At 44.5% G+C, this 25,814-nt stretch carries 23 protein-coding genes and 2 tRNA genes; 15 read left to right on the plus strand and 10 right to left on the minus strand.

Annotated elements, in window-relative coordinates; all coding sequences use genetic code 11:
* Both K7G75_RS13645 and truA read right to left on the minus strand, forming a co-directional pair.
* Positions 1-1,773, minus strand: coding sequence for an ABC transporter ATP-binding protein (locus K7G75_RS13645; RefSeq protein ID WP_222984793.1), 1,773 nt, complete (start codon positions 1,771-1,773; stop codon positions 1-3).
* Positions 1,757-2,512, minus strand: coding sequence for a tRNA pseudouridine(38-40) synthase TruA (gene truA, locus K7G75_RS13650; protein WP_222984794.1), 756 nt, complete (start codon positions 2,510-2,512; stop codon positions 1,757-1,759). Before truA ends, K7G75_RS13645 begins: the two co-directional genes overlap by 17 nt.
* An 88-nt stretch (positions 2,513-2,600) precedes the next feature.
* On the opposite strand from truA, the gene K7G75_RS13655 reads away from it, so the two are divergent.
* The gene (locus K7G75_RS13655) at positions 2,601-3,095 is read left to right on the plus strand and encodes a metallophosphoesterase family protein (protein WP_222984795.1); all 495 of its coding nucleotides are present in this window, start codon (positions 2,601-2,603) and stop codon (positions 3,093-3,095) included.
* 59 nt (positions 3,096-3,154) lie between these two features.
* On the opposite strand, the gene K7G75_RS13660 is transcribed toward K7G75_RS13655, so the two are convergent.
* Positions 3,155-3,565 (minus strand): DUF4293 domain-containing protein, encoded by a 411-nt coding sequence (locus K7G75_RS13660; protein WP_222984796.1) that lies wholly within the window; start codon positions 3,563-3,565, stop codon positions 3,155-3,157.
* A 194-nt stretch (positions 3,566-3,759) separates the two neighbouring features.
* Here K7G75_RS13660 and rho point away from each other — a divergent pair, with 194 nt between their 5' ends.
* From rho to K7G75_RS13675, 3 genes are all read left to right on the plus strand, one after another.
* A complete protein-coding gene (rho, locus tag K7G75_RS13665; RefSeq protein ID WP_222984797.1) occupies positions 3,760-5,316 on the plus strand; it encodes a transcription termination factor Rho in 1,557 nt (518 codons plus the stop codon).
* Between the two features lie 130 nt (positions 5,317-5,446).
* A complete protein-coding gene (locus K7G75_RS13670) occupies positions 5,447-6,121 on the plus strand; it encodes a hypothetical protein (protein WP_222984798.1) in 675 nt (224 codons plus the stop codon).
* Positions 6,122-6,126: 5 nt separating this feature from the next.
* Positions 6,127-6,816, plus strand: coding sequence for a hypothetical protein (locus tag K7G75_RS13675; protein ID WP_222984799.1), 690 nt, complete (start codon positions 6,127-6,129; stop codon positions 6,814-6,816).
* Between the two features lie 81 nt (positions 6,817-6,897).
* On the opposite strand, the gene rpsT is transcribed toward K7G75_RS13675, so the two are convergent.
* The 4 genes from rpsT to proS form a co-directional block, all read right to left on the minus strand.
* Complete coding sequence (gene rpsT, locus K7G75_RS13680) at positions 6,898-7,149, minus strand: 30S ribosomal protein S20 (RefSeq protein ID WP_222984800.1); 252 nt, start codon at positions 7,147-7,149, stop codon at positions 6,898-6,900.
* An 85-nt stretch (positions 7,150-7,234) separates the two neighbouring features.
* Positions 7,235-7,306: transfer RNA gene (locus tag K7G75_RS13685), tRNA-Glu, on the minus strand.
* 75 nt (positions 7,307-7,381) lie between these two features.
* A tRNA-Glu gene (locus K7G75_RS13690) sits at positions 7,382-7,453 on the minus strand.
* 78 nt (positions 7,454-7,531) lie between these two features.
* On the minus strand, positions 7,532-9,007 hold the full coding sequence (gene proS, locus K7G75_RS13695) for a proline--tRNA ligase (RefSeq protein ID WP_222984801.1): 1,476 nt from the start codon (positions 9,005-9,007) through the stop codon (positions 7,532-7,534).
* A gap of 94 nt (positions 9,008-9,101) precedes the next feature.
* Between proS and K7G75_RS13700 the strand changes: the two genes are divergently transcribed.
* Both K7G75_RS13700 and K7G75_RS13705 read left to right on the plus strand, forming a co-directional pair.
* A complete protein-coding gene (locus tag K7G75_RS13700; protein WP_222984802.1) occupies positions 9,102-10,415 on the plus strand; it encodes a hypothetical protein in 1,314 nt (437 codons plus the stop codon).
* Positions 10,416-10,450: 35 nt separating this feature from the next.
* Positions 10,451-11,950, plus strand: coding sequence for an OmpP1/FadL family transporter (locus tag K7G75_RS13705; RefSeq protein WP_222984803.1), 1,500 nt, complete (start codon positions 10,451-10,453; stop codon positions 11,948-11,950).
* 53 nt (positions 11,951-12,003) lie between these two features.
* Here the strand turns inward: K7G75_RS13705 and K7G75_RS13710 are convergent, their stop codons facing one another.
* Both K7G75_RS13710 and K7G75_RS13715 read right to left on the minus strand, forming a co-directional pair.
* On the minus strand, positions 12,004-13,464 hold the full coding sequence (locus K7G75_RS13710) for a T9SS type B sorting domain-containing protein (protein ID WP_222984804.1): 1,461 nt from the start codon (positions 13,462-13,464) through the stop codon (positions 12,004-12,006).
* A 116-nt stretch (positions 13,465-13,580) separates the two neighbouring features.
* Positions 13,581-15,380 carry a T9SS type B sorting domain-containing protein gene (locus K7G75_RS13715; RefSeq protein ID WP_313777846.1) on the minus strand — a complete coding sequence of 600 codons (1,800 nt, stop codon included), beginning with the start codon at positions 15,378-15,380 and terminating at the stop codon, positions 13,581-13,583.
* 138 nt (positions 15,381-15,518) lie between these two features.
* Between K7G75_RS13715 and folE the strand changes: the two genes are divergently transcribed.
* The 9 genes from folE to K7G75_RS13760 all read left to right on the plus strand — a co-directional run bounded on the left by folE (position 15,519) and on the right by K7G75_RS13760 (position 22,748).
* Positions 15,519-16,199 carry a GTP cyclohydrolase I FolE gene (folE, locus tag K7G75_RS13720; protein ID WP_222984806.1) on the plus strand — a complete coding sequence of 227 codons (681 nt, stop codon included), beginning with the start codon at positions 15,519-15,521 and terminating at the stop codon, positions 16,197-16,199.
* A 12-nt stretch (positions 16,200-16,211) separates the two neighbouring features.
* On the plus strand, positions 16,212-17,693 hold the full coding sequence (cysS, locus tag K7G75_RS13725) for a cysteine--tRNA ligase (RefSeq protein WP_222984807.1): 1,482 nt from the start codon (positions 16,212-16,214) through the stop codon (positions 17,691-17,693).
* Positions 17,694-17,697: 4 nt separating this feature from the next.
* Positions 17,698-17,952: a membrane protein insertion efficiency factor YidD gene (gene yidD, locus K7G75_RS13730; RefSeq protein WP_222984808.1), complete on the plus strand. Its 255-nt coding sequence runs from the start codon at positions 17,698-17,700 to the stop codon at positions 17,950-17,952.
* A 189-nt stretch (positions 17,953-18,141) separates the two neighbouring features.
* Entirely contained in the window at positions 18,142-19,104 is a 963-nt protein-coding gene (gene lgt / locus K7G75_RS13735; protein ID WP_222984809.1) for a prolipoprotein diacylglyceryl transferase, read from the plus strand.
* Positions 19,105-19,108: 4 nt separating this feature from the next.
* The gene (locus K7G75_RS13740; protein WP_222984810.1) at positions 19,109-19,594 is read left to right on the plus strand and encodes a DUF192 domain-containing protein; all 486 of its coding nucleotides are present in this window, start codon (positions 19,109-19,111) and stop codon (positions 19,592-19,594) included.
* Complete coding sequence (locus K7G75_RS13745; protein ID WP_222984811.1) at positions 19,594-20,118, plus strand: GNAT family N-acetyltransferase; 525 nt, start codon at positions 19,594-19,596, stop codon at positions 20,116-20,118. Before K7G75_RS13740 ends, K7G75_RS13745 begins: the two co-directional genes overlap by 1 nt.
* 37 nt (positions 20,119-20,155) lie before the next feature.
* Positions 20,156-21,415, plus strand: coding sequence for an ATP-binding cassette domain-containing protein (locus K7G75_RS13750; protein WP_222984812.1), 1,260 nt, complete (start codon positions 20,156-20,158; stop codon positions 21,413-21,415).
* 212 nt (positions 21,416-21,627) lie between these two features.
* On the plus strand, positions 21,628-21,954 hold the full coding sequence (locus K7G75_RS13755) for a hypothetical protein (protein WP_222984813.1): 327 nt from the start codon (positions 21,628-21,630) through the stop codon (positions 21,952-21,954).
* 17 nt (positions 21,955-21,971) lie between these two features.
* Positions 21,972-22,748, plus strand: a complete 777-nt coding sequence (locus tag K7G75_RS13760) for a HEAT repeat domain-containing protein (RefSeq protein WP_222984814.1) — start codon at positions 21,972-21,974, stop codon at positions 22,746-22,748.
* A 37-nt stretch (positions 22,749-22,785) separates the two neighbouring features.
* Here K7G75_RS13760 and secDF read toward each other — a convergent pair whose 3' ends face one another.
* Positions 22,786-25,746, minus strand: a complete 2,961-nt coding sequence (secDF, locus tag K7G75_RS13765) for a protein translocase subunit SecDF (protein ID WP_222984815.1) — start codon at positions 25,744-25,746, stop codon at positions 22,786-22,788.
* Positions 25,747-25,814 lie beyond the last annotated feature (68 nt).

Below are 25,814 nucleotides of genomic sequence, written 5' to 3' on the forward strand. Positions count from 1 at the left end.
TCAAGCCACTTCCTCAGCCAAGAATTGGGCTTCGTATAGATCATTGTAATACCCTCCTTTGGCCAACAGCTCCTTGTGGGTGCCCATTTCCACAATCCGTCCCTCATCCATCACGATTATCTTGTCCGCTTTTTTGATGGTGGCCAGTCGGTGGGCAATGATTATGGATGTCCTTCCCTCGGTGACCTTGTCAGTGGCCTGTTGGATGAGCTGTTCGGAATAGGTGTCCACGGAGGAAGTGGCCTCGTCCAAGACTAAAATACTGGGATTGCTCACGTAGGCCCTTAAAAAGGCAATGAGCTGTCGTTGCCCACTGGATAGCATGCTGCCCCGTTCCTTTACATTGTATTGGTAGCCTTCCGGCAGACTCGATATGAACTCATGGACCCCGATCTGCTTTGCTGCCTGCTCTATTTCCTCAATGGTCACCGAGTCATCACGAAGTGAAATATTGTTTGCAATGGAATCTGCAAACAAAAATACATCCTGAAGCACGATGGCAATGTGAGAGCGAAGCGATTTTAGGGTATAGTCCTGGATACGGTATCCATCAATCAAGATTTCGCCGGAATTTATCTCATAAAAACGATTGAGCAGGTTGATGATCGTGGATTTGCCCGCTCCGGTGGCACCGACAATGGCAACGGTTTCCCCGGCTTTTACCTGAAACGATATGCCATGTAGCACTTCTTCATCCGGCATATAACCAAAGCGTACATCCTTGAACTCGATATCTCCCTTTACGTCTTCCTTTTCCATTTTGCCCGTGTCCTCGATATGGCTATCGGTATCCAAAATCTTGAAAACCCTGTTGGCCGCCACCATTCCCATCTGAAGGGTATTGAACTTATCCGCAATCTGCCGCAAGGGCCTAAAAAGGAGATCCATCAAAAAGAAAAAGGCAAAAATGGAACCGGTATCGTTTAGCCCTACATTCTCAATATTCTGGATGACGCCAAAATAGACCACCAAACCAATACCAATGGAGTAGGAAATCTCGGCCACGGGAAAGAATATGGAGTTGTACCATACGGTTTTCAACCATGCATTTTGATGTTTTTCATTAATAATCCGGAACTTTTCCTTTTCTATCTCTTCCCTATTGAACAATTGTACAATCTTCATTCCGGCAATGCGTTCCTGGACAAAGCTATTGAGATTGGCCACCTGGGTCCGCACTTCAATAAAGGCCACTTTCATGGCCTGTTGGAACAGCCTTGTGGCCACTAGGATAACAGGTAAAATGGCAAAAACGATCAGGGCCAATTTCCAGCTGGTATACAACATGATGGCGGCGGCGAGCAACATTTTCAGCACATCGGCCACTATCATAAAAAAGCCCTGGCTGAAAATCTCACCAATGCGCTGCATATCTGCAACTGCCCTGGTGACCAAAACCCCAATGGAGGATTTATCAAAATAGGCCATTTTAAAACTTATCATTTTCTTGAAAAGCCGTATTCGGATATCCTTGATCACCGATTCTCCCAACAGATTCGCGAAATAATTGAAGGATAATTGGGTAATGACCTGACCAAAAAGCACCCCCAGCATCATCAAAATAAGGGTGAGAAGGGTTTGACTGTCCTTATTCTCCAACGCTTCATTGATGATCCTTCGGACAAGATTGGGGATTTCCACGGCAAAGGCGGCAGAAAGTATCGCGGCCACCGCAACAACCCAAAAAATGACCCGGTAAGGTCGTGTATGGGCAAAAACCCTTTTAAAAAGACCAAAATCGAATGCTTTGCCTATCTCATCTTTCTTGTTCATCCACTAGTTCTTTTGGGTATAAAACCTTGGTCAAATATAATCCTTTTGCAGGGACGGAAACCCCTGCCTCGCTCCTGCTTTTGCTTGCAATTATTTCTTTCATGATGTTCGGCTCCATTTTGCCCGTGCCAATATCAAGCAATGTACCCACAATGGCCCTGACCATGTTGCGCAAAAAACGGTCCGCGGTTATGGTAAACACCAAACGTTCCCCTTCCCATTTCCAGAAAGCGCCCCGCACCTCACAATTGAAGGTTTTTACATCTGTATTGGACTTTGAAAAGCATTCAAAATCGGAATGCTCCATAAGTAAGGAGGCCGCTTTGTTCATGTGGTCAAGGTTCAAATCTTGTCTCACCAAATGCGCAAAATCCCAATGAAAGGGATTTTTATGTTGGACCACCCAATATTCGTAGGTTCGTTCTATAGCATCAAAGCGTGCATGGGCATCGGGTTTTACCTTAAAGATGTCCTGAACTGCAATGTCTTCTGGAAGAAAGGCATTGAGCCTATGTGCCAAATCCTGGATATCGGCAAGGGCTTCGAAATCAAAATGGGCAAACATTTCCTTTGCATGCACCCCGGTATCCGTCCTTCCTGCTCCCACAACCTCAATGGGGTGGCGAAGCAAGGTTGACAATGCATTTTCCAATGTCTCTTGAACCGTAGTGGCATTGGGTTGCTTTTGCCAGCCGTGATAGGCCTTGCCGAAATAGGAAAATCGGATAAAATATCTCAAACGAATCCCTTACTTTTAAGGTCTTAAAGATAATCCAATCCTATCCATTTGTTGGGTACCGCTGTTTTTTTAGGAAATTTTTAGCGTAATGACCAGAGTATTGTTGCTTTCCGATACCCATGGACACATGGATGCCACCATCCTGAAATATGCCGCCCAGGCCGACGAAATATGGCATGCTGGGGACATCGGAAGTTTAGAGGTCACAGATCAATTGAAACGGCTAAAACCGTTACGTGCGGTATTTGGGAATATTGATGACCATATGATCCAACGCGAGTTTCCGGAAAACAACAGGTTTATGTGTGAGCAGGTGGATGTCTGGATTACCCATATCGGAGGCTATCCCGGAAGTTACAACATTAGGGTAAGGGATGAGATCAGGCAACATCCGCCCAAACTTTTCATTTGCGGGCATTCGCATATTTTGAAGGTAATGAACGATAAGAAATTGAATTTGCTGCACATGAACCCAGGGGCTTGTGGAAAGCATGGGTTCCATGCTGTGCGGACCATGCTCCGATTTGTAATAAATGGGGAGAAAATATCCGATTTGGAAGTCATTGAACTTGGTAAACGATAAACAAAAAATCCCGGCCTAAACCGGGATTCCTTCGCACTAATACTACTAAGATGTTAGGTTCAACGTAAGCGATCAACAGATTTTACAAGATCTTCATCCTTTTTGATGGCCCTGTTGGCCAGGACCAGAAAAACGATAGAAAATACAGGAATCAGCATCCCAATACCCTTCTCAGAAATAACATTTTCTCCGGATAAGCTTAGCGATCGGTAAACGAAAAATCCTAGTAAAAAAAGGTTCAATATGATGTTCAATCTATTTAACACAAATTGATTTTGTCTGTTCTTGTACAAAAAAATCGAAATCAAAGCCAGTGCTGCACTGACGTAAAATGCGATACTGATCCAAAGCTCGTTTCCCGCAAAAATCCTTGCTCCTTCGGCATCTATCCAAATGTAAAGTACAAACGGAAGCACACCCGCCAAAAGCGCAACAATCACCAAAAAAAACGTTTGGATGCGTTGAATCATTGTACCAATTTGATTTAAAACGCAAAAATAGATGTCTTTTTTGATAAAACTGCCCTTGTTCCTTAAAAATAATTTGTATACTTGTGCCGTTATTAGTAAAGCTCTTACCCAAGGAAATCTTTCCTCCAGTAGTTATCAAATAACTTTTTTACTTCAATATTCAGATTATACAAGTTTAACTTATTCGTTATTTAATGTTCGAGATTTCAGATCTAAAAGCTAAAAAGCTTCCTGAGTTGCAAGAAATTGCGAAAAACCTCAAAGTCCCCAAATTCAAAACACTGAAAAAATTGGACCTGGTCTACCAAATATTGGATGTCCAGGCCTCAAACCCAAAAGCTATCATCAAAGAGACAACCTCCGATTCCCAAGAAAACGGCACACCGAAACCAAAACGGTCCAGAAACTTGGACATAAAGGCTGAAAAGCCAGAGACCCCTGAAAGACCATCGAATAAAATCGTAGAGGAAAAAAAGGAGGAAACTGACCATCAACCCAACAAAAGGGACTTTAAGCAAAAGCCCCAAAACAATCAAAGAAGAACCAACCCCAGCCAAAAAAATACTGGGCACGACAAAAAGAACAGCAATTTTGACAAGGATCTGAGAAATAGGTACAAGGAACCCGAATATGAGTTCGACAGTATCATAGAAAGTGAGGGCGTACTTGACATAATGCAGGATGGCTATGGCTTTCTCCGCTCTTCGGATTACAATTACCTATCCTCACCAGACGACATCTATGTTTCCCAATCACAAATTAGGCTTTTTGGACTTAAGTCCGGAGACACTATTTTGGGCAACATAAGACCTCCCAAGGAAGGGGAAAAGTATTTTCCGCTTATCAAAGTGAACAAAATCAATGGATTGGACCCCCAAGTGGTTCGCGACAGGGTTTCTTTTGAACACTTGACCCCACTGTTTCCCAAGGAAAAGTTCAAATTGGCCGAGCGCCAGAGTACCATTTCCACGAGAATAATCGATTTGTTCTCGCCCATTGGAAAAGGCCAACGTGGCATGATTGTTTCCCAGCCCAAAACTGGTAAGACGATGTTGCTCAAGGATATTGCCAATGCCATTGCTGCCAATCATCCCGAGGTATATCAGATTATCCTGTTGATCGACGAAAGACCTGAAGAGGTCACCGACATGCAGCGCAATGTGCGTGGTGAAGTGGTTGCCTCAACTTTTGACAAGGAAGCATCCGAGCACGTAAGGGTCGCCAATATTGTATTGGACAAGGCCAAACGTTTGGTGGAATGTGGCCACGATGTGGTAATCCTATTGGATTCCATTACCCGTTTGGCAAGGGCGTACAACACTGTACAGCCCGCCTCTGGAAAAGTATTGAGTGGTGGTGTGGATGCCAATGCACTGCACAAGCCCAAACGCTTTTTTGGTGCGGCACGAAACATTGAAAATGGTGGATCCCTTTCCATTATTGCAACCGCATTAACAGAAACGGGCTCCAAAATGGACGAGGTAATCTTTGAGGAATTCAAGGGTACGGGCAACATGGAACTCCAATTGGATCGCAGAATTTCCAACCGTAGGATCTTCCCTGCCATCGACCTAGTTTCTTCATCCACCAGAAGGGACGACCTGCTTTTGGATGAGAACACGATACAGCGTATGTGGATCATGCGAAAATATTTGGCCGACATGAATCCGATTGAGGCCATGGAATTTATGGAGCAACGCATAAAACAGACAAAAAGCAACGAAGAGTTCCTTATGACGATGAGTCAATGATGAATAGGAACTTCTAAATCTTTTAAAGCCCTTTATAATCCTTTATAAAGGGTTTTTTGTTGACCTGTTTTGGAGAAAAAACATATCTTTAAAATGATTTCCCACAAACAAACCTTAAAACACTTGCAACATGAAAAACACCAGAACCATGACGTCATTTTTCTTGGCCGTCGTTTTACTTATGATGGGCGCATGCCAACCCTCACAAAAAAAGCCGGATACCAATGAACCGGGAACAACCGAAAAACCAGAACCGGTAAAGGCCCCGGAACAGATTATTTCGCTGGAAGAGTCAAAATCCCTTTACGACAACTACAGTCGGAACCGGGCGGAACTGATCCAACAATTCGAGCTTGAGCAAAACAACGATGAAAAATTTGAGGTCGCACGTTTTGCGGCCTTCGATTATGCTACCATCAAACAATATCTGGCCTTTATCGAGCAAGAAGCGGATTCGGCAGGTGTGGATATTTCGTCGCTCCGTTTGTATTTTGCCAACTATCCCAATAAGGAAAAATTTCCCGATGGGAAAAGAATTGTACATCCCAGACAAAATTCCATTTTTATCGTCCCTACCATTAATGTGGATGGGCAGGATTTTGGGTTTTATATCGGTGCGGACGGTAAGGCAAAACTCATTAAGGATGCCGTGGGGCAACAAGGAATGGGCCTGCTCAATGGAGAGGGACAGAAATCGTACGCCAGTTTTGCCCCAAGTTTTTCCTCGGCCACATTACAGTCTGGCAGTCAAAGTCTCAATTTGAACAGGGGTAACTCAAGCCCGCCCCCACCGGGTGATTTTTAATGATAATGGACTCTGAGATTTATGCCATATTAAAGGACCATTATTTCATCCCATTTTATCTGTTGACTTGGGTTATATCGGTAGCGACCTATAGAAAATACTTTGATACGGTTTTAAAGTATTTTCCAGTTTTCATTGCCTATACATTTTTTACGGAGCTATTGGGTTATTTTATAAAATACCACGAAGAGTTTCAATTCTTCTCGGATGAAAGGTATTCCTGGCGCAACATTATTATTTATAACATCTACCAAGTGGTAGCTTTTCTTTTCTTCTACTGGGTGTATTGGAAAACGCTAAAATCTGTCCATTATAAGAAATGGGTGAAATATGGTGTTGGAATGATGCTGGCGAGTTATATAATTAGCCTGTTCTACCAAAATCCCTTTTATACAGGTCTTTATTATGCCGATATAGTGGGGGCCGTTGTCCTGCTAATATGTGTTATTCTCTATCTAAAAGAAAAGAAGGAGGAGGCCAACCCCTATCCACAACGGTATAATCTGCTATATTGGGTCAGTATCGGCACCCTAATCTTCTATCTAACAGCACCCTATGTTCTGTTGGTGGGGTACGTGAGGTATGACATTTGGAGCGTTTATGGTTTTCATTCCATATTGGTGGTGCTCATCATGCTGATGTACGCATTTTTTATCGTTGGACTGCTCATGGGCAAGCGGAAAGCATTTAGGTGACGACCCCATTAAAACATATCCTGCAAGAACAAAAAAAGCGCCCAGATTCGGGCGCTCTTCAAATTTTATCGTACTATAATATTACATAGCAGCAACCTTGCTCATCAATTTGCTTTTCAAATTGGAAGCCTTGTTGTTATGGATGATGTTCTTCTTGGCCAATTTATCGATCATGCCAACAACGGTTGGCAACAAAGCTTCAGCTGCCTTTTTGTCCTCCTCGTTTCTCAACTTCTTGATGGCGTTACGAACGGTCTTGTGCTGGTATCTGTTGCGCAAACGTACCGCTTCGTTCCTTCTGATTCTTTTTAATGCTGACTTGTGATTTGCCATTATTTTAGTTTAAAATGGATAATGAAAAACTGAAAATTGGCATGCCCGTTTTTCATTTTTCACTTTTATTTACAATTTTCCTCAGTAGCCCGTAGGGGAATCGAACCCCTGTTACCAGGATGAAAACCTGGCGTCCTAACCCCTAGACGAACGGGCCTTTTTGAAATATGGACGATGAATTTAGAATTACTAATTAAACAATCCAACACTCTTAATCCAATATTTCAACTTGTAGCCCGTAGGGGAATCGAACCCCTGTTACCAGGATGAAAACCTGGCGTCCTAACCCCTAGACGAACGGGCCATAAGGTTGCATAATTGCGGATGCAAAAATACAACTATTTTTAAGTCTTGCAACAGTTAATTTTATTTTTTGGGCCTGTTAATAGGCTTTGGCGAACAGTACCCGTTGATTGGATGGTTTGCCCGTTACCATACATTTCCCTTCCTCTTTTTCCTCGTTGAAGGGTATGCAGCGTATGGTGGCCTTTGTCTCTTCCTTTATCCTGTCCTCCGTCTCTTTGGTTCCATCCCAGTGCGCTGAAACAAAACCGCCCTTTTCTTCAATGATCCGCTTGAACTCATCATAAGAATCCACCTTGGTCATGTGCGCTTTTCTAAAATCAAAGGCCTTTTTGTAGATGTTTTCCTGGATTTCATGCAACAAGCCGTCAATACGTACTACAACATCCTCGGCCTTAATCGACATTTTTTCCAATGTATCCCTACGGGCCACCTCAAAAGTCCCATTTTCAAGATCACGTTGGCCTACGGCAATTCTCACTGGCACGCCCTTCAATTCATACTCGTTGAACTTGAAGCCTGGTTTATGGGTGTCCCGTTTATCGTATTTCACGGATATTCCTTTGGAACGCAGTGCCTTTACCAAAGGCTCCACCTTTTCACTAATGGCATCGAGCTGGTCCAATCCTTTATAAATGGGTACTATGACCACCTGTATCGGAGCCAATTTGGGAGGTAGCACAAGTCCATTATCATCACTATGGGTCATGACCAAAGCACCCATAAGCCGGGTGGAAACCCCCCACGAAGTGGCCCAAACATACTCTTGATTACCTTCCTTTGTCGCAAACTTAACATCAAATGCCTTGGCAAAGTTCTGTCCCAAAAAGTGCGAGGTTCCTGCTTGCAAGGCTTTGCCGTCCTGCATCAAAGCTTCTATGCAATAGGTTTCCTCGGCTCCAGCAAAACGTTCACTCTCCGTTTTGGTTCCTTTGATCACAGGAACTCCCATATAGTCTTCAACAAACTCGGCATACACATGCATCATCTGCTCGGCCTCTTCCACGGCCTCTTCCCTAGTGGCATGGGCAGTGTGACCCTCTTGCCAAAGAAACTCAGCGGTGCGCAAAAACAAACGGGTACGCATTTCCCATCGAACCACATTGGCCCATTGGTTGATCATTATGGGAAGATCACGATAGGACTGTACCCATTTTCGATAGGTATCCCAGATAATGGTCTCCGATGTCGGCCTAACGATGAGCTCCTCCTCCAATTTGGCATCTTCGTCAACAATTATTCCACTTCCGTCCTCGGCATTTTTCAACCTATAATGTGTGACCACGGCACATTCCTTGGCAAAACCTTCCACGTGGCTGGCTTCCTTGCTCAAGTAGGATTTTGGGATGAACAACGGGAAGTATGCATTCTCATGCCCTGTTTCCTTGAACATTTTATCCAATTGGGCCTGCATCTTTTCCCAAATGGCAAAGCCATAAGGTTTGATGACCATACAGCCCCTGACCCCAGAGTTTTCGGCCAAATCTGATTTTACAACAAGTTCATTATACCATTTGGAATAATCCTCGCTTCTGCTTGTTAATTTTTTACTCATCTACTGTAGTTTGGCACAAAACTTGTGACTTTGTTAGGAAAATGATTGGGTAAAACTAATTATTTTTAATATGTCCAACAATAAAAATTGTGAGATGATAAAGTCTGTACCCCACCCAAAGTTTTTAACGGTAATCACTGTTTCAATCACCGCTTTGCTATTGGCATCATGCGGATCATACCAGCAAGCATCCTATTATGATGACGATGGCATTTATTCAAGCCGGGAACCTGTGGTTCGTGTTGAAAAAAAATCTCCACAAGCCGTTCGGGTCGAACAACGTGAAAGTGATCTCTATGGGGATTATTTCGGTCAAAAGGCTGCAGAATACGGTGAGATCTTGGATGAAGAGATATTCACGGATATAGATAGTTACTCAAGTGCTATTGAAAATGACAGCATCCCATTTGGAGAACAGACCGATTATTTTGCCAATAACAATACCTATTTGGGAAATCCCGGTTGGGGAGATAACCCCACCAACCTTACCATTAATGTATACGATAACTGGGGCTGGGGTGGTGGCCTTGGTTGGGGCTGGAACGATCCTTGGCTTTGGAACGGCTGGGGCTGGGGAGGCATCGGCTGGGGCTGGGGCTGGAACAATCCCTGGAGATGGAACCGCTGGGGCTGGGGCGGTGGCCTTGGTTGGGGCTGGGGTTGGAACAATTGGGGCTGGGGAGGTCCTGGCTGGGGCTGGGGCTGGAACAATTGGGGTTGGAACAACTGGGGTTGGGGAGGCTATTATGGCGGACGTTATGGCTTCAATAGAAGTAGACGTGGCTATGCTGGCAACATCATTCCCGGAACAACGCTGAGAGGACGATCCAACCTTGCTTCAAGGACAAATGGATACTCATCAAGATATGCGGCTAACAGGGGACGGTCCAATTTGGGCAGAAGTTCTGCCCTGGGAAGGAGTTCACAGACCTATCGAAACGGAACCACTGCCAGAAGATCGGTAGGTGCCGACGCCATAGCCAGAAACAGAAATTACAGAACAAGCAGAAGCAATCGTGTTTCGCCCTATACCAATAGGTCAGGAAACTACCGCTCGTATGGAACTTCACCATCTTCCAGAAATCAGGGAACTTACCGCAGTAGCAGGAGTGGCACCTATCAAAGGAATGGCACCATAAACAGAGGGTCATCACCCAACTATAATTCATCGGGAAGAAGCACCAGAAGTTACCAATCATCCAGGTCATCCGCCCCACGAAGCAGTAATTATAGTAGATCTTCCAGAAGTTCTAGAAGCTCAGGCTCATACAGAAGCAGTTCTGGAAGTTCTCGTAGCAGCGGCTATCGAAGCTCTGGAGGTTCTGGAAGTTACAGAAGCTCTGGAGGCGGCAGGTCATCAGGTGGACGATCATCTTCAGGAAGAAGCGGAAGAGGAGGTAGACACTGATCCCATAAAACATAGGTAATACTAAATCGAACAAAATGAAGAGAATCTCAACTTTCATGATGATATTGGCATGCTTCTATGCAAGTGCCCAGACCATAGACGATGTACTGCGATATAGCTCAGAAAACATTATTGGAACTGCACGTTATCAAGCCATGGGCGGTGCCTTTGGCGCATTGGGAGGTGACTTATCCGCCCTTAACGTAAATCCCGCCGGTTCCGCTGTTTTCAATTTTAGTGAGCTGAGCATATCAGGGTCCAACTATAATAGAAACAACGATGCCCTGTTCGGAAACACCCTCCGAAACACCGAGATCAATTCTTTGGAACTCAACCAGGTGGGCGGGGTGCTTGTCTTCAAATCCAACAACAGTGATTGGAAAAAGATTGCCTTGGCGTTCAATTATGATATGGTCCAAAATTTCGACAATGAGTTCTTTGCCGGCGGAAATACATCGCAGGGTATCGACAATTACTTCCTAAACTTTGCACAGGGACAGCAATTGGGTCCACTAAGGGTGCAACAGGGCGAACTTATTGAAGATGCCTATTTGGATATAGGCGCTTCCCTTGGTTTTGGCGCACAACAGGCCTTTCTGGGGTTTCAGGCCGGGCTGATCGAACCTACTGAGGATGTCGATGCCAATACTTCCTATTTCAGCAATGCACAATACAGCAACGTAAATCAGGAATATTTGCAGAGCACCACCGGATATAACAGCCGATTTACCCTAAATTTTGCCGGACAGTACCAAGAAAATCTCTATCTGGGCGCTTCCCTTAATTTCCACAACGTATTTTATGATAAAATAACATTCTTTGACGAAAGTGGATATGATCAGGATTCCCCCGTGCAGTTTACAACATTTGACAATTTTCTGCGTACCGAAGGTTATGGATTCTCATTCAGCCTGGGGGCCATCGCAAAATTGAACGACAATATAAGGGTCGGGGGCAGCTATCAGTCTCCAACATGGTATCAACTTACGGACGATACCTCGCAAAGGATCAATTCCTCCCTAGCCGTTCCAGACATCAACTTCATCGACTTTGGGGTGGTGAACCTATTTGAGGAATATCGGATAAAAGTTCCTGCAAAACTAACTGGAAGCGTGGCAGTCGTTTTTGGAAAAGATGGTCTGTTGAGCTTTGATTATGGTTATCAGGATATGTCCCAAGCCGAATTGCGCCCTACCGCCGATCCCAGTTTTGCCTCAGAAAATGATTTCATCGCCAATCAATTGGGTGTAGTGAACACCTACCGTTTAGGTGGTGAGATGCGATTTGATGAAGTAAGTCTTCGGGCGGGCTATCGGTATGAGGAAAGTCCTTATGAAAATGATGACATCATAGGTGCCCTTAGCGGATTTTCAGGTGGCATAGGATATAGTTTTGGAGGCAGCCGTTTGGACTTGGCATACAGCAGGACCGAGCAGGATGTGAACACCTTCTTCTTTGACTCTGGCATAAATTCCTCGGCCATGGTCAATCAAATCAATAGCCATATAACCTTGGGCTATACCATCAAGTTTTAAAAAAATTGAAATCGAGAAAAGAAAGGTCGGAAGGTTTTCCGGCCTTTTTTGGTTTAACGGACCAGTGAAAAGTGTCTACGGACGGATCGTGCCACGAACACGCCGTTATCATCCCGATTGTAATCCAATCGAAACCAGTAATCGGATGAGGGCAAATCCCTTCCATTGAAGGTACCATCCCATCCCGAAGCATCGTTCAATTGCTTCAACAACTTCCCAAAACGGTCAAAAATGAAAACTACCGGATTATCCAGCGTTTCTATGCCCAATACGTTCCAATTGTCATTAATGTTATCCCCGTTTGGGGTAAAGAATTTAGGGTAACCAACGACCAAAAATTCAATAGGTGCGGTAGTACCACAGCCATTTTTATCATTGATTATCACCGTGTTGATTCCGGGAGGTACGTCAAGAAATATTGGGTCATCCTGAAACTCCCCCCCATTGATGGCATATTCCAAGTCCCCATCACCAAGAGGCACAATTTCAATATTATAGGGGTCGGTCTGATCACTATTGGCTAGATCATCTATAATGCGCACCTCATCCAGTTCCGGCACACCGTAAAAAGTGATCAGGATTCCACCATTGTCAACCACCGTAGGTGGGGTTCCGGATGCGGTGGTGATTTCTACAAAATATCGTCCAGAATTAGGACTTGTAACCGTCAGCTCTGCGCCAAAAGGCCCTGTTCCCACCAAAGTATCATCTATGGTGCCGTCATTATCGTAATCCACCGTCCACACCACATTGGCAATATCAGATCCTGCTGGGGAATTCAAAGCACTTAAAACAATATCTGGGTCCCCTTCGCACGCAATGATGTCCAAGCCCAAAAACTCATCCCGCAGGGTACAGTCCAGAGCGGTGTTTTGGTCCGCATCCACGGAAGTTCCGGTAAAGGTCAAGATGAAAGACTCGGGATCTCCATCAAAATTGGTGTTGTAGTTGTTGATGAACAAGTAATAAATCTCTCCGGCGGTCACATCCAACCATTCATCATAGGTGTTCTGGCTTCCCACAACAAATGGGGCACCTTCCCTTCCATCCACAGGATTTACTCCTATTCCCGTAAAGTTAGTATCGTTCACCTCATAATTGCATCGTATGGGCTGCGCTGTACCATCGCCCACAATACCACAGAAATTCTGTCCTGAAGTTTGATCAAAAGGGCCATATAGGGCAAAGTCCCATTCTGAGGTAACAATGCCACCGGGATTGATGGGTAGTGCCTCAATATCAAATCCGATTTGGCCATCGGTGCCAGCACGGAAAACATACCATGCTGTGTTGTTTTCCAAATTGGCCGAGCTTACGCTACCTTTTTCCAAACAACCGGATTGTGTGATCACCTCAGGGTCAAAATCATCAATATCCCCACTGCCATCTGTGGTACCCATAATGGGAGCATCGGCACATACGGGAATTGCTGTTCTACAATCTGGTGAGTTCTGGGCTTTTAGCGGAGCAAAAAACAAGAAAGTGAGGCAGACCGCGCAACATAGGGCTCTCATGAGGTTTTGGGGCTAAGGGTTATGCTATAATCTAACTCTTATAACTCTCTATATTCCCATTTTAGTATGTTTCAACGGAAAAATCGCACCGCTAATCGATGAAATACATTTCCGTTTTAACGACGCAGGGAAAAATGGCTCTGTAGATACTTTGCAAACACCCTGTTACCGTCATTATCCAAATAGGAAAGTTTGAACCAATAATCGGTTGAGGGAAGGGGTTTCCCATTAAAGTTGCCATCCCATCCAGCATTGAACTCGGTCATTTGGGCGATCAGTTTTCCATATCGGTCATAAATGGTGACAATGGGGGCGTTGAGTTCCGAAAGGCCCTCAATATGCCAGCTTTCATTGAGCACATCCCCATTGGGCGAAAAAATAGCTGGAAATCCAACAACCACAATGTCTTCCGTAAGTTCACCACAACCGTAGGGGTCCCTTATGGTAACGGTATGGACACCGGCAGGAACGTCACTAAACCTGTTGGTCGTTTGAAAATCACCATCATTTAACTGATACTCGTATTCATGATCCTCAACCGTGTGCACTGTCACCGTATTGTTGGCCTTAAGATCATCAATTTCAATTTCCTCTATCACCGGCGGCCGGGAATTGATTACGTTGATATCCATACTGCTCTCACAAACAATGCCCTGTGAGCTATGACTCACAGTAATCGTATATTGTCCATCTTGTGAAACCGTAATATTGGGGGTTTGCTCCCCAGTACTCCAACTATAACTGTAATTGGGATTGGGCAGTGTTTCGCCTATGATAACCCCTACAGAACCCTCACAATAGGTCGCTTGATCCCCGAATGTCAGTATCGGGGTTTCCACTCCCGTCAAAAGAAACGCTATCGAGGCATCATAGCAGTTGGGATTTGCCATGGATGTGGTCCTTATATAAATGGTTTCCTGCCCTGGGCTTTTTATATACAGCTTGGGCAATGCATTTATGCCCGCATCGGCATCAACCTGTGAAACGTGGTAACTTACCATAAATTCTTGGGCACTTTGGCCACCCAATGCTTCCCAATCCTTGGTTTCCAGGTCAAAAGAATCACCGGGAAGCAAGCAAAAGGCCTCATCGGAGACTACACCCGTTATCGGCATGGCGTTGAACCCAACCTGTACCTCACTGATGATACTTTCTGTTGGGGTGGTTACTTGTACGCGGTATACACTTGAATTGGACACATTAAGCGTTGCCCCGGTCTGTCCCGATATGTTTTGAAAACCACTCCCGTCATCCCGATACCATGCATAGGCAATGGCCCCAGAGGTTGTGGCATCCAAAACCACCGTATCGTTCTCACAAGCGGCAACGGGAGGGCCCAAAAGATTGCTTACAATGGAACAATCCAGCGCCGTATTGGGGTTCATGGTCCAAATATCTCCGGTAAACTGAATGGAAAAGCCTGAATTTACGTTACTGAAATTATTGATGAATAGGATATAATCTTCCCCAGCGTTAACCTGCAGCCAATCCTCATAATGCACCGAGTCCATATCCCCAGTGGGGTCCTCTCCCACCCCTATGAAACTTTTTCCTTCGCTATTGTCAAAAAAATTACATCGGACAGGGTCTCCCAGATTGCTGCAATCGCTCGTTTGGTACAAAGCAAAATCCCAATCCTCGGAACTGTTATGGCCAATGTTGAAGCCCAATTGTCCGGATGCGGCCGTTCTAAAGCGATACCATGCTGAGTTGGACTCTATGCTTCCGGAGGTGGTCTGTTCCAAGCATCCGCTGGATGTGGTGCCGGCAAAATCATCAATCCCAAAGCCAGTGGAGCCGCCATTTATCGGCGTATTGCTGCAAATGGGAACTGCATTCCCACAATCAAAGGTAACCTGTGAATAAACGGCAGGACCAAGCAAGCATAGCAATAGGAATTTGACCAAGAACTTCACAGTATGAGATTGATAGATTTTGGGTAGGATAAAAATACCGCACTCCATGCCTTAACAATAATTTATGTTGTCAAACGGGGGATAGAAGATGTTAAATAGTGCATTAATGTATATCTTTGCTGTCTTGAATCAACAGCAATGAAACTAGAACGGGCCTTGGAAGAGCAGCACGAAGAAAGGGGAAACGACCATGTGGGTTCATCCACGGAAACCCCAATGCGCAAAGATGCCTTTGTATTGAGCGACGAAGAGAAAATTGAGCGAATCCAAAACAGTGTCCGGGAAATCATGCTCACCCTTGGGCTGGATTTGGATGATGACAGCCTTGGTGGCACACCGAAACGGGTGGCCAAAATGTATGTTAAGGAAATTTTTGGAGGACTGCATCCCAAAAGAAGACCCGAACCATCCACCTTTGAGAACAAGTACAAATATGGTGAAATGTTGGTAGAGAAGAACATTGTGGTGTACTCCACCTGTGAACATCACCTACTTCCAATAATCGGACGTGCACACATTGCCTATATTTCAAATGGGACCGTGGTGGGACTTTCCAAAATGAACCGGATCGTGGATTATTTTGCCAAGCGTCCCCAGGTTCAGGAACGAATGAATATCCAAATTGTAAAAGAGCTGCAACAGGTATTGGGCACGGAGGACGTTGCCTGTGTAATCGATGCAAAGCATCTCTGTGTAAATTCACGTGGAATACGTGATATTGAAAGCAGCACGGTCACCGCCGAATATGGTGGTAAGTTCAAGGAAGAGGCCACCCGAAGGGAGTTTTTGGACTACATCAACCTTGACACCGAGTTTTAATCGACTTTTTTCATGCAATTGTACAAGAACCAAACCCTTAGAGTACACAATTCACTTTCAGGAAAAAAAGAGGTTTTTGAACCTATAAATGCTGGTTATGTGGGCATGTATGTTTGTGGACCTACGGTTTACAGCAATGTGCATTTGGGCAACTGTCGCACTTTCATGTCGTTTGATATGATTTTCCGGTACCTTAAGCATTTGGGCTATAAGGTTCGTTATGTTCGAAACATTACCGATGCCGGGCACTTGGAGAATGATGCCGATGAGGGCGAGGACAAGATTGCCAAAAAAGCAAAATTGGAGAAAATAGAACCCATGGAAGTGGTGCAACGCTACACCGTGGATTTCCATAACACCTTGCAAAAATTCAATCTGTTGCCCCCGAGCATAGAGCCTACCGCCACAGGCCATATCATCGAGCAAATAGAGATCATTAAGGAAATTCTAACCAAAGGTTACGCCTACGAAGTCAATGGTTCGGTATATTTTGATGTGGTCAAATTCAACGAACACAACGAATATGGCAAGCTGAGCGGGAGAAAGTTGGAGGATATGATCGCCAATACCCGTGAGCTCACCGCACAGGACGAAAAAAGAAATCCCCAGGATTTTGCCCTTTGGAAAAAAGCCGAGCCACAGCACATTATGCGATGGCCCTCCCCTTGGGGCGACGGTTTCCCTGGATGGCATTTGGAATGTACCGCCATGAGCACCAAATACTTGGGTGAACACTTCGATATTCATGGTGGTGGTATGGACCTGAAATTTCCGCACCACGAATGCGAAATCGCCCAAGCCGAGGCCAGTACTGGCAAATCCCCCGTTAAGTATTGGCTGCATGCCAATATGTTGACATTGAACGGAAAAAAAATGTCCAAATCCACTGGTAACAATATTTATCCAGCTGAAATCATCAGTGGCGAAAATGATATTTTGAGCAAGGCCTATGCGCCATCCGTCGTCCGGTTTTTTATGATGCAGGCCCACTACACCAGCATTTTGGATCTTAGCGATGATGCGCTTCAAGCCTCGGAAAAAGGATACCAACGATTGATGGAGGCCATGGGGAGCCTAGAGCGCCTCAAAACGGCTGACAAATCAGATTTTGATGTCAAGACTTGGCGAAAGAACTGCTACGATGCCATGAACGATGATTTCAATACCCCGGTACTTATCGCCCATCTTTTTGATGCCGTGAAACACATCAACCTAATCAAGGAAGCCAAGGAAAAGATCGCTAAAGAAGATAAAGCATTGTTGCAAGACACTATGCATGCCTTTGTCTATGATGTGCTCGGTATTGAAAACCAATCGGCAGGAAAAGACGATTCCAAAGTGCTTGATGGGGTCATGGAATTGTTGATAGAACTGCGCAATCGTGCCAGGGCCAACAAAGACTTTGATACTTCTGACAAAATTCGGGATGAACTGAATGCCCTCGGCGTCCAGATCAAGGACGGCAAGGACGGGACTACGTTCAGCATAAACTAAAACCATGAAAAACGGGGAAGCGACCAAGACCTCGGGACTTAGAAAAGTACTGATTGCCCCTTTTGTTTTCCTTGTTCGGGCCTATCAACTTCTTATTTCGCCGTATACCCCATCCACTTGCCGGTATTCCCCCACATGCTCCGCCTACACACTGGAAGCCCTCAAAAAGCATGGCCTTTTTAAAGGAGGATGGTTATCCATTAAACGAATTTTTAGCTGTAATCCGTGGGGAGGTAAAGGTTATGATCCAGTACCGTAGGAAGTTTAAAACCAAAGCTCAGGCTCAGGCACAAAACCAACTTATGGTTTAGGCATTCCAAATAAAAACCAATTGCCTGCTTTCCGCTTTTCATTTTTACCTACTGCCATCTTTTTTCACCCTTAACCTTTAACCTTTCCCCAACAACCCATTACATCTAAATAATTATCTTAGTCCAAAATTTATTGAATGTATTTTCTTGGCTTTGATTGGAACCCAGAAGGAACACTTTTCAAATTAGGGTTTATTCAGATTAAGTATTACAACCTGCTATGGATAGCAGCTTTTATTTTGGGTTGGTACATTATGAAGCGAATCTTCCAAAATGAAAAAAAATCCATGGATAAGTTGGATTCCCTGTTCATTTATGGTGTGGTTTCCATTATGTTGGGCGCACGATTGGGCCATGTGTTCTTTTATGATTGGGATTATTACCAAAACCACATGTTGGAAATTTTGCTTCCGATTCGTGAAAGTGCGGGCGGAAACCTATTTGGTATCATCAATGGATACGAGTTTACAGGTTTCACCGGTTTGGCGAGCCATGGAGCAACCATTGCCGCTATCATCGGGGTTTGGCTCTATTCCCGAAAATGGGAAGATATCAGTATGCTATGGGTATTGGACCGAATGGTGGTCCCCACAGCAATCGGTGCGGCCTTCGTCCGATTTGGGAATTTTTTCAACTCCGAAATAAATGGAAAGGTTGTTGACAAGTCCTATTTTTTGGCCACGCGCTTTATCCGTGATTCCGACGACATGCCAGGGTATAAAGCCATGGCCCTGACCAAGGAAAACACAGAAAACGCTGCTTACAAAGCCATTGAGCACAATCCTGAATTCACCAGTATTTTGGAATCCATTCCCTATAGGCATCCAGCACAGTTATACGAGGCCATTTGCTATATTTTTGTCTTTGTTGCCCTGTATCTTTTGTACTGGAAAACGGATAAGAAAGACAAAACCGGATATCTCTTTGGGTTTTTCATGGTGCTTCTGTTCACCGTTCGGTTTTTTGTGGAATATTTCAAAAAGAGCCAAGGAGGATTTGAAGAGTCACTTGGGCTGCTTTCCACGGGGCAATGGCTGAGTCTGCCCATGATTGGCATTGGATTGTATTTTATGTTCAAACCGCAACCCAAAAAGGCATAATCCAATGAAAAATGCAATGCTTCTGGCAAGTTTGATGCTTTTGGTGCTGGCATCATCCTGCAAAACGGAATCCAAAAAGGAAATCAAAACCGAAGCCATTTCCTTTACCAAGGAAGGCGATTTGCGGATTTATAAGTCGGTAACGGATTCCCTGATCACTTCCTTTGATATTGAAATAGCAGAATCGGATTATGAAACCCAAACGGGATTGATGTACCGTCAATCCATGGAGCAGAATCAGGCCATGTTGTTCATTTTTCCAGATGTGGCGATGCATTCCTTCTATATGAAAAATACCGAGTTCCCCTTGGATATCATATATGTTGATGAGAACCTCAAAATTGCCAGCTTTCAGAAAAATGCCAAACCTTTTGACGAAAACGGACTTTCCTCCCAGGTTCCCGTGAAATATGTGCTCGAAACCAATGCCGGACTTTCGGATAAATTGGGATTGCAAGTTGGCGATAGCATAGCATTCACCAAACAATAATGCCCAAGTACCTTCTCCATAATGAATCCTCGGAACGATTGCTTTTCCGAAAAATGAAACTTTCGGACTTTGATGCATGGTTGCCATTTTTCCATGATCCCACCTCTACGCAGTTTTGGGAAGGACTCCCAAAAAACCCGGTTGAAGCCTGTCAACAACAATTTGACCGCATCTTTGAACGCTACGAGAATGACCTTGGTGGCATGAACGCGCTTATACATAAGGAAACCGAAAAACTCATCGGAATTTGTGGTTTGTTGGTTCAAGAGGTGGATGGCATCCTAGAGTTGGAGATAGGTTATTCCATAATGCCTGAACATCGCCTAAAGGGATTTGCCTTGGAAGCCGCTAAAAAATGTAAGGAGTATGCCTTCAGCAACAATTTTGCTCCATCGTTGATCTCCATCATCCATGTGGACAACATTCCATCTCAAAAAGTGGCCCTGAAAAATGGTATGCACCTGGACAAAACCACGACCTACAGGGACAATCCCGTTCACATTTTTAGGGTTAATCACAGATAATTCTGTATTTTCCATAAGCTTGCGCATTTTTCAACATATGTCAAACACCAGACACATTGCCATCCTTATCAACAACACCTCCAAGACCCAGGACCTGGTCCAAAAGTTCTTAAAAAATCAACCGGTGTCAGGTTGCGAAATGCTTGCCAATAGAAAAGGGATGCTGTTTGCCCGGTCAGAAATTGAGCGTTTTATGGATGAGGAGGAAAGGCACGACATCAAGATCTTGACCCGAAACACACATCAACCGCTTAAAACCATGAGCAGTGGGGAACAAAAAAAGGCGCTGCTGCAGTATTTGATGGCTCAAGATCCCGATTTTTTGGTGCTCGTAAATCCATTTGATAACCTCGATGTGGAATCCCAATCCCTTTTACGTCATGAGCTTAGCTCCATTTCCAAATCAAAGATTTTGGTTCAGTTGGTAAGTCGATTGGAAGACATTTTGCCCATGACCACGGATTTTTTTAAACTCGATGGTAAAAATTTGATTCCCTATGCCTCCCAAGAGGCTTTTCTGAAGGAAAACCAATATGACAAGATTACATTTTCAGGGGCCATTCCTCCCCCATTGGAAATTACCGAGGCAATATATCCAGAACTTGTCCTTTTTCGGAATGTGTCCGTTCAATTTGATGGTCGACAGGTGTTGCACAGCATCAACTGGACCATCAAACGGGGTGAATTCTGGCAATTAATGGGTCCAAATGGCAGCGGCAAAACAACCTTATTATCCATGATTACCGGAGATAGCCATAAAGGATATGGGCAGGATTTGACCATTTTCGGTCAGAAAAAGGGTAGCGGCGAAAGTGTTTGGGATCTCAAGGAAAATATTGGTTACTTCACCCCGGCCATGATGGACAAGTTTAGAGGATACCATACGCTCGAGAATATGATCATTTCTGGATTGCATGATTCCATTGGGCTATATGTTCAACCTTCGGATGTAGAAAAACAATTGGCCCAACAATGGTTAACCCTATTGCGACTCAAGGATAAAAAAGATGATCTCTTCAAAAATTTGAGCCCCGGGGAAAAACGCTTGGTCATGACCGCAAGGGCCATGATAAAGCATCCCCCCTTGCTCATTCTTGATGAGCCCACAGCGGGATTGGATGATAAAAGTGCAGCTTTTTTTGTAGCCCTTGTGAACAAAATTGCCAATGAAAGTGATACGGCTCTCATCTATGTTTCACATAGAATGGAGACTGGATTAAATCCACATTTTATTTACCAACTGAGCATGGCGAAGACCGGTTCTGTCGGAAAAGTTGTATTTGTTCAAAATCTTTAGGAACCAATATGTCGCAGCGCATTTGAACTGAAGTTTTCTTGTTCCGTTTAGTCTTTTGTTTTTTTGTTATCTTATAACTCCTTGTAAAAAAGCGGTTCAACCATCAAAAATCAAGGTAAAACCAGAAGCCAAAATTGAAGATTGCAAGGCTTACGGATCATTATATTTGTCTGTTCTCAATTTTTTGGGCCAATCAAAAACCCATTGAAATAATGACGCGAGAAGAAGTTTTGGAACTGTATAAGGAAGCCATAGGCAAGAATTCCGGATTTGAGCTTAAGGGCAAGACCATGCCCTATACCTCGGCCAATGGCTATATGTTTTCCCAACTGAACAAGGATGCCCAATTGGGCATACGCCTTTCCAAGACGGATACTTCGGCGTTTGATGCCAAATATGGTGCAAAACCATTTACCTCCTATGGTGCCGTGATGAAGGAATATGTGCTTGTTCCCGATATTTTATTGTCTGACCTGGAAACATTGGGAGCTTATTTGCAAAAAGGATATGAGTACGTAATGTCGCTTCCATCGAAATAATTTGATTTGCCGTAGCAATGGGATTCTATGATCTTTCCAAAGAAGAGCGAGCCAGGTTGGTGAGCCGTATTGAGTCTGAAATAGTAAAGGATCTAAAGGAAGGAAGTTCCGATGCGATTCAAACTTTGTTTTCAGATGAGGACACCTATGTGAGGAAAGCTGCATATCAGGCCATTGGCAAAATTGAAAAAGACGAGCATCTGGACAAGTCCGAAATTGTGTCCTTATTGAACACCCTGATGAAATCCGATTCTGAGAAAATAAGACAAACCACGGTTAATGCGGCTGGGGAACTGGGAAAAACAGATTTTAAGGTTGTGGAACACCTCTTTGACCTGGGACTCTTCGATGAACATCACAGTGTGCGAAATGCAGTGATAGGCTCTATCAAAAAAATGGGCCAAAAAAACCATGAACCTGTTCTGGAATGGGCGAAAAAGTATCTTGACCACCCTGATAAGGAGGTCAGGAGGGAAATCTGTCATGGCATAGAGTTAAGGGGACGGACGCATCCGGAGGACATTCTTCCTTTACTAAGGCAATTGCAGCACGATCCAACAGCAAGGGTCAGAAATACACTGATCCACGTTCTGGGACAGATTTCATACAAAAAGGGATGTCTCAGGAAGGTTGTTGGGGCACTTCTTACCTGGGAAAACGAGGAACTGGTGAAAAAAGCCTTGGATGAAATCGTTGATGTCCACCGTCGTTACAAGAACTTTGCAGTCCTTACACAAGACCAAGCCATAGAACTCATCGACGAAATCTTTCTCCATAAAAAAACCTCCCAATGATTTGGGAGGTTTTGAGTTCTTATTGATCTGGACAACACTACGCTGTCGCAGGGGCAACTTTATTCTTAAGACTATCGAACATAATCGGGGTGGCGATAAACACGGACGAATACGTTCCTACTATAACACCCACAATCATGGCAAACATGAATCCTCTTAGGCTTTCTCCTCCAAAGATGAAAATGGCCAAAAGTACGATCAAGGTGGTCAACGAGGTGTTCAAGGTTCTGCTCAAGGTGCTGTTCAACGCCTGATTTATATTCTCGCCAGCTTTCCAGCCTTTTAATCCGACGATTTCACGGATACGGTCAAACACTACCACAGTATCGTTCAAGGAGTACCCAATAACCGTCAAAATGGCCGCAATGAAGGCTTGATCAATCTCCATGTTGAATGGCATGATCTTCCCTGTAAGGGAGAAAATACCCAAAACAATCATTACATCATGGAAAACAGCCACTACGGCGCCCAAAGAGAATTGCCATTTCCTAAATCGCAACAAGATGTATAGGAATACCACGGCCAAGGAACCAATGATGGCCAAAAAGGCATTCTTCTTAATGTCATCGGCTATGGTTGGCCCCACTTTCACGGATTGAAGAATCCCGATGGATTTATCCGATGCTCCAACGGTAAAATCCTCAAAAGAAGTGCCGTCGGGCAAGTACTTTTGTAAAGAGTTATACAATTTGGTCTGAATTTCATTGTCCACCTCAATGCCTTCGGCATCCACCTTGTACGGTGTGGTCACTTTTATCTGATTGGCGTCCCCAAAAGTCTTCACATTGGTGCCACTTCCAAAAACGGTGTTCAACTCGGAGGCGATTTCTGAAGGACTGACTGCCTTTTCAAAGCGAATTTGGTAAGAACGTCCTCCAACAAAATCAACCCCTTGTTGTAGTCCGGTTGTAAACAGTGAAAAGATGCTCACTGCAACCAAAACTCCGGAAAGGATGTAGGCAAACTTACGCCATGACAAAAAGTTGAAGTTCAAGTTTTTGAACAGATTTTTTGTCAACCCAGTAGAGAAATCCAAGGTTCGTCCTTTTTTGCTCAAGTAGGTATCCACCATAAGTCGGGTCACGAAAATGGCCGTGAACAGGGAAGTAACAATACCTATCAACAAGGTAGTGGCAAATCCTTTGATGGGACCTGAACCAAATATGAACAGGATAATCGCGGTAAGACCAGTTGTAATATTGGCATCCAAAATAGAGGAAAGTGCATTGCTGAAACCATCGGCCACAGCCTGTGCCTTGCCCTTGCCACGCGCCAATTCTTCCTTGATACGTTCAAAAATAAGCACATTCGCATCCACTGACATGCCTATAGTCAACACAATACCTGCGATACCTGGTAGTGTCAAAACAGCTCCCAGACTGGTCAACACCCCAAAAATCAACAAGATGTTGAACACCAAAGCGATATCGGCAAAAATCCCAGCTTTTCCATAGTAGAAAATCATCCAGAGCAACACAAAGGCCATGGCGATCAAGAAGGACATAAAGCCACTGTCAATGGCCTCTTGCCCCAACGAAGGGCCAACAACTTCGGATTGGATTATCTCCGCAGAGGCGGGAAGTTTACCTGCCCGCAATACGTTGGCAACATCTTTGGTCTCGTTAATGGTGAAGGTCCCTGTGATTTCAGAGCGCCCTCCGGATATGGGTCCTGAGGAAACACCAGGGGCTGTGTATACTTTATTGTCCAGAACAATGGCAATTCCGGTCTGATTGGTGTATGCATCACCAGTAAGCTTTTCCCATTCCTTGGCCCCTCGGGTATTCATGGTCATGCTCACCGCAGGCTTGTTGAACTGGTCAAAGGTGTCCTGTGCATCCGAGACCACGTCACCGCTTATTCTTGGTTCTCCTTCCCTATTGGATTTTAGGGCGTACAGCTCGGCTACTTCAGAATCCTTGGCAGGTCGTTCCCATAGAAATTTGGTGAATTGTACGTCGTTGGACAACAATCTTTTGATTTCTGGCATACGCAGATAGCCTCCTATTTCGGCGGTATCGGTCACCAACGCCCTTGCAATGGCATGACTCCCCGGATTGGCAGGAATCAATTTGCCCAACAAGGGGTTTGTTTCGGGTGCCAAGTCCAAAGAATCCTGAGCCACATCGGAAAGCAAAGAGTCGATTTCCGATTCTGGTTTTACGGCTTCCTCTTGCTCGACTGGCTCCAAAATATCTTTCAATCTTTCATTGGCGTTGACCAAGAAAGCGCCTAAATTTTGGTTGCTTTGGGGATAGGTTTCCCAAAACTCCAACTGTGCGGTGCTGGAAAGCAGTTCCTGTGCCCTTGCGATATCCCTGGCCCCTGGCAATTCCACCAAAATACGGCCTGAATTTCCTTCCCGTTGGATGTTGGGTTGGGTCACCCCGAAACCATCAATACGCTCACGAAGCACCTCGAATGCGGAAACGATGGACTCATCAATCTTTCTTCTGATGATTGGCTTTACCTCATCATCGGTCATTTGAAAATTGATGTCGTCACTAAGTCCTTTATTTGCAAAAATATCGGGAGAGGCCAGCTTGGTGTCTCCTTTTATGTTGTCAAAAGCATCGAAGAAAAGGTTCAGATAGGTATCATCACTGTTTTTGGAAGCATTGTCCGCATCGGCCAGTGCCCTGTTGAAAACCGGATTCTTGGAATTATTTGCCAGCCCTTTAAGGATGTCCTTAACGGAAATCTGCAGGGTGACATTGATACCTCCCTTAAGGTCAAGACCTTTGTTCAACTCTTTCTTCTTGGCATCTTCATAGCTGGTGAAACCCAGTACAGGGTTACTTCCAATGGAATCCAAGTACGACGCCTCTAAAGCTTCGCGCTTTCCCACATAGTCTTCCTCTGCTTCCGAAATTTGGTTGATGGCGTAGGCCTCTGCATCTTTTTCCAGCTTACCTGTGATGAACGTGTAGGATAGCTGATAGATGCTCACCAAACCAAAAAGGAGCGCAAAAAGCCTTATAAGTCCTTTATTTTGCATTGATTATTAAATTTTTAGAAGTTTTTTTAAACAGCGTGCAAATATATCATTTCCGATAAGATTTGCCA

Source organism: Flagellimonas meishanensis (assembly GCF_019880545.1).
Taxonomy (GTDB): Bacteria; Bacteroidota; Bacteroidia; order Flavobacteriales; family Flavobacteriaceae; genus Flagellimonas; species Flagellimonas meishanensis.

Excerpts from the sequence above, each read along its gene's own strand:
- K7G75_RS13700 (WP_222984802.1), top strand. The coding sequence starts at position 9,102 with ATGATAAAGTCTGTACCCCACCCAAAGTTTTTAACGGTAATCACTGTT.
- folE (WP_222984806.1), top strand. The coding sequence starts at position 15,519 with ATGAAACTAGAACGGGCCTTGGAAGAGCAGCACGAAGAAAGGGGAAAC.
- K7G75_RS13655 (WP_222984795.1), top strand. The coding sequence starts at position 2,601 with ATGACCAGAGTATTGTTGCTTTCCGATACCCATGGACACATGGATGCC.
- K7G75_RS13670 (WP_222984798.1), top strand. The coding sequence starts at position 5,447 with ATGAAAAACACCAGAACCATGACGTCATTTTTCTTGGCCGTCGTTTTA.
- K7G75_RS13745 (WP_222984811.1), top strand. The coding sequence starts at position 19,594 with ATGCCCAAGTACCTTCTCCATAATGAATCCTCGGAACGATTGCTTTTC.
- K7G75_RS13645 (WP_222984793.1), bottom strand. The coding sequence starts at position 1,773 with ATGAACAAGAAAGATGAGATAGGCAAAGCATTCGATTTTGGTCTTTTT.
- cysS (WP_222984807.1), top strand. The coding sequence starts at position 16,212 with ATGCAATTGTACAAGAACCAAACCCTTAGAGTACACAATTCACTTTCA.
- K7G75_RS13740 (WP_222984810.1), top strand. The coding sequence starts at position 19,109 with ATGAAAAATGCAATGCTTCTGGCAAGTTTGATGCTTTTGGTGCTGGCA.
- K7G75_RS13705 (WP_222984803.1), top strand. The coding sequence starts at position 10,451 with ATGAAGAGAATCTCAACTTTCATGATGATATTGGCATGCTTCTATGCA.
- K7G75_RS13660 (WP_222984796.1), bottom strand. The coding sequence starts at position 3,565 with ATGATTCAACGCATCCAAACGTTTTTTTTGGTGATTGTTGCGCTTTTG.
- K7G75_RS13675 (WP_222984799.1), top strand. The coding sequence starts at position 6,127 with ATGGACTCTGAGATTTATGCCATATTAAAGGACCATTATTTCATCCCA.
- rho (WP_222984797.1), top strand. The coding sequence starts at position 3,760 with ATGTTCGAGATTTCAGATCTAAAAGCTAAAAAGCTTCCTGAGTTGCAA.
- K7G75_RS13760 (WP_222984814.1), top strand. The coding sequence starts at position 21,972 with ATGGGATTCTATGATCTTTCCAAAGAAGAGCGAGCCAGGTTGGTGAGC.
- secDF (WP_222984815.1), bottom strand. The coding sequence starts at position 25,746 with ATGCAAAATAAAGGACTTATAAGGCTTTTTGCGCTCCTTTTTGGTTTG.
- proS (WP_222984801.1), bottom strand. The coding sequence starts at position 9,007 with ATGAGTAAAAAATTAACAAGCAGAAGCGAGGATTATTCCAAATGGTAT.
- yidD (WP_222984808.1), top strand. The coding sequence starts at position 17,698 with ATGAAAAACGGGGAAGCGACCAAGACCTCGGGACTTAGAAAAGTACTG.
- K7G75_RS13710 (WP_222984804.1), bottom strand. The coding sequence starts at position 13,464 with ATGAGAGCCCTATGTTGCGCGGTCTGCCTCACTTTCTTGTTTTTTGCT.
- K7G75_RS13750 (WP_222984812.1), top strand. The coding sequence starts at position 20,156 with ATGTCAAACACCAGACACATTGCCATCCTTATCAACAACACCTCCAAG.
- rpsT (WP_222984800.1), bottom strand. The coding sequence starts at position 7,149 with ATGGCAAATCACAAGTCAGCATTAAAAAGAATCAGAAGGAACGAAGCG.
- lgt (WP_222984809.1), top strand. The coding sequence starts at position 18,142 with ATGTATTTTCTTGGCTTTGATTGGAACCCAGAAGGAACACTTTTCAAA.
- K7G75_RS13755 (WP_222984813.1), top strand. The coding sequence starts at position 21,628 with ATGACGCGAGAAGAAGTTTTGGAACTGTATAAGGAAGCCATAGGCAAG.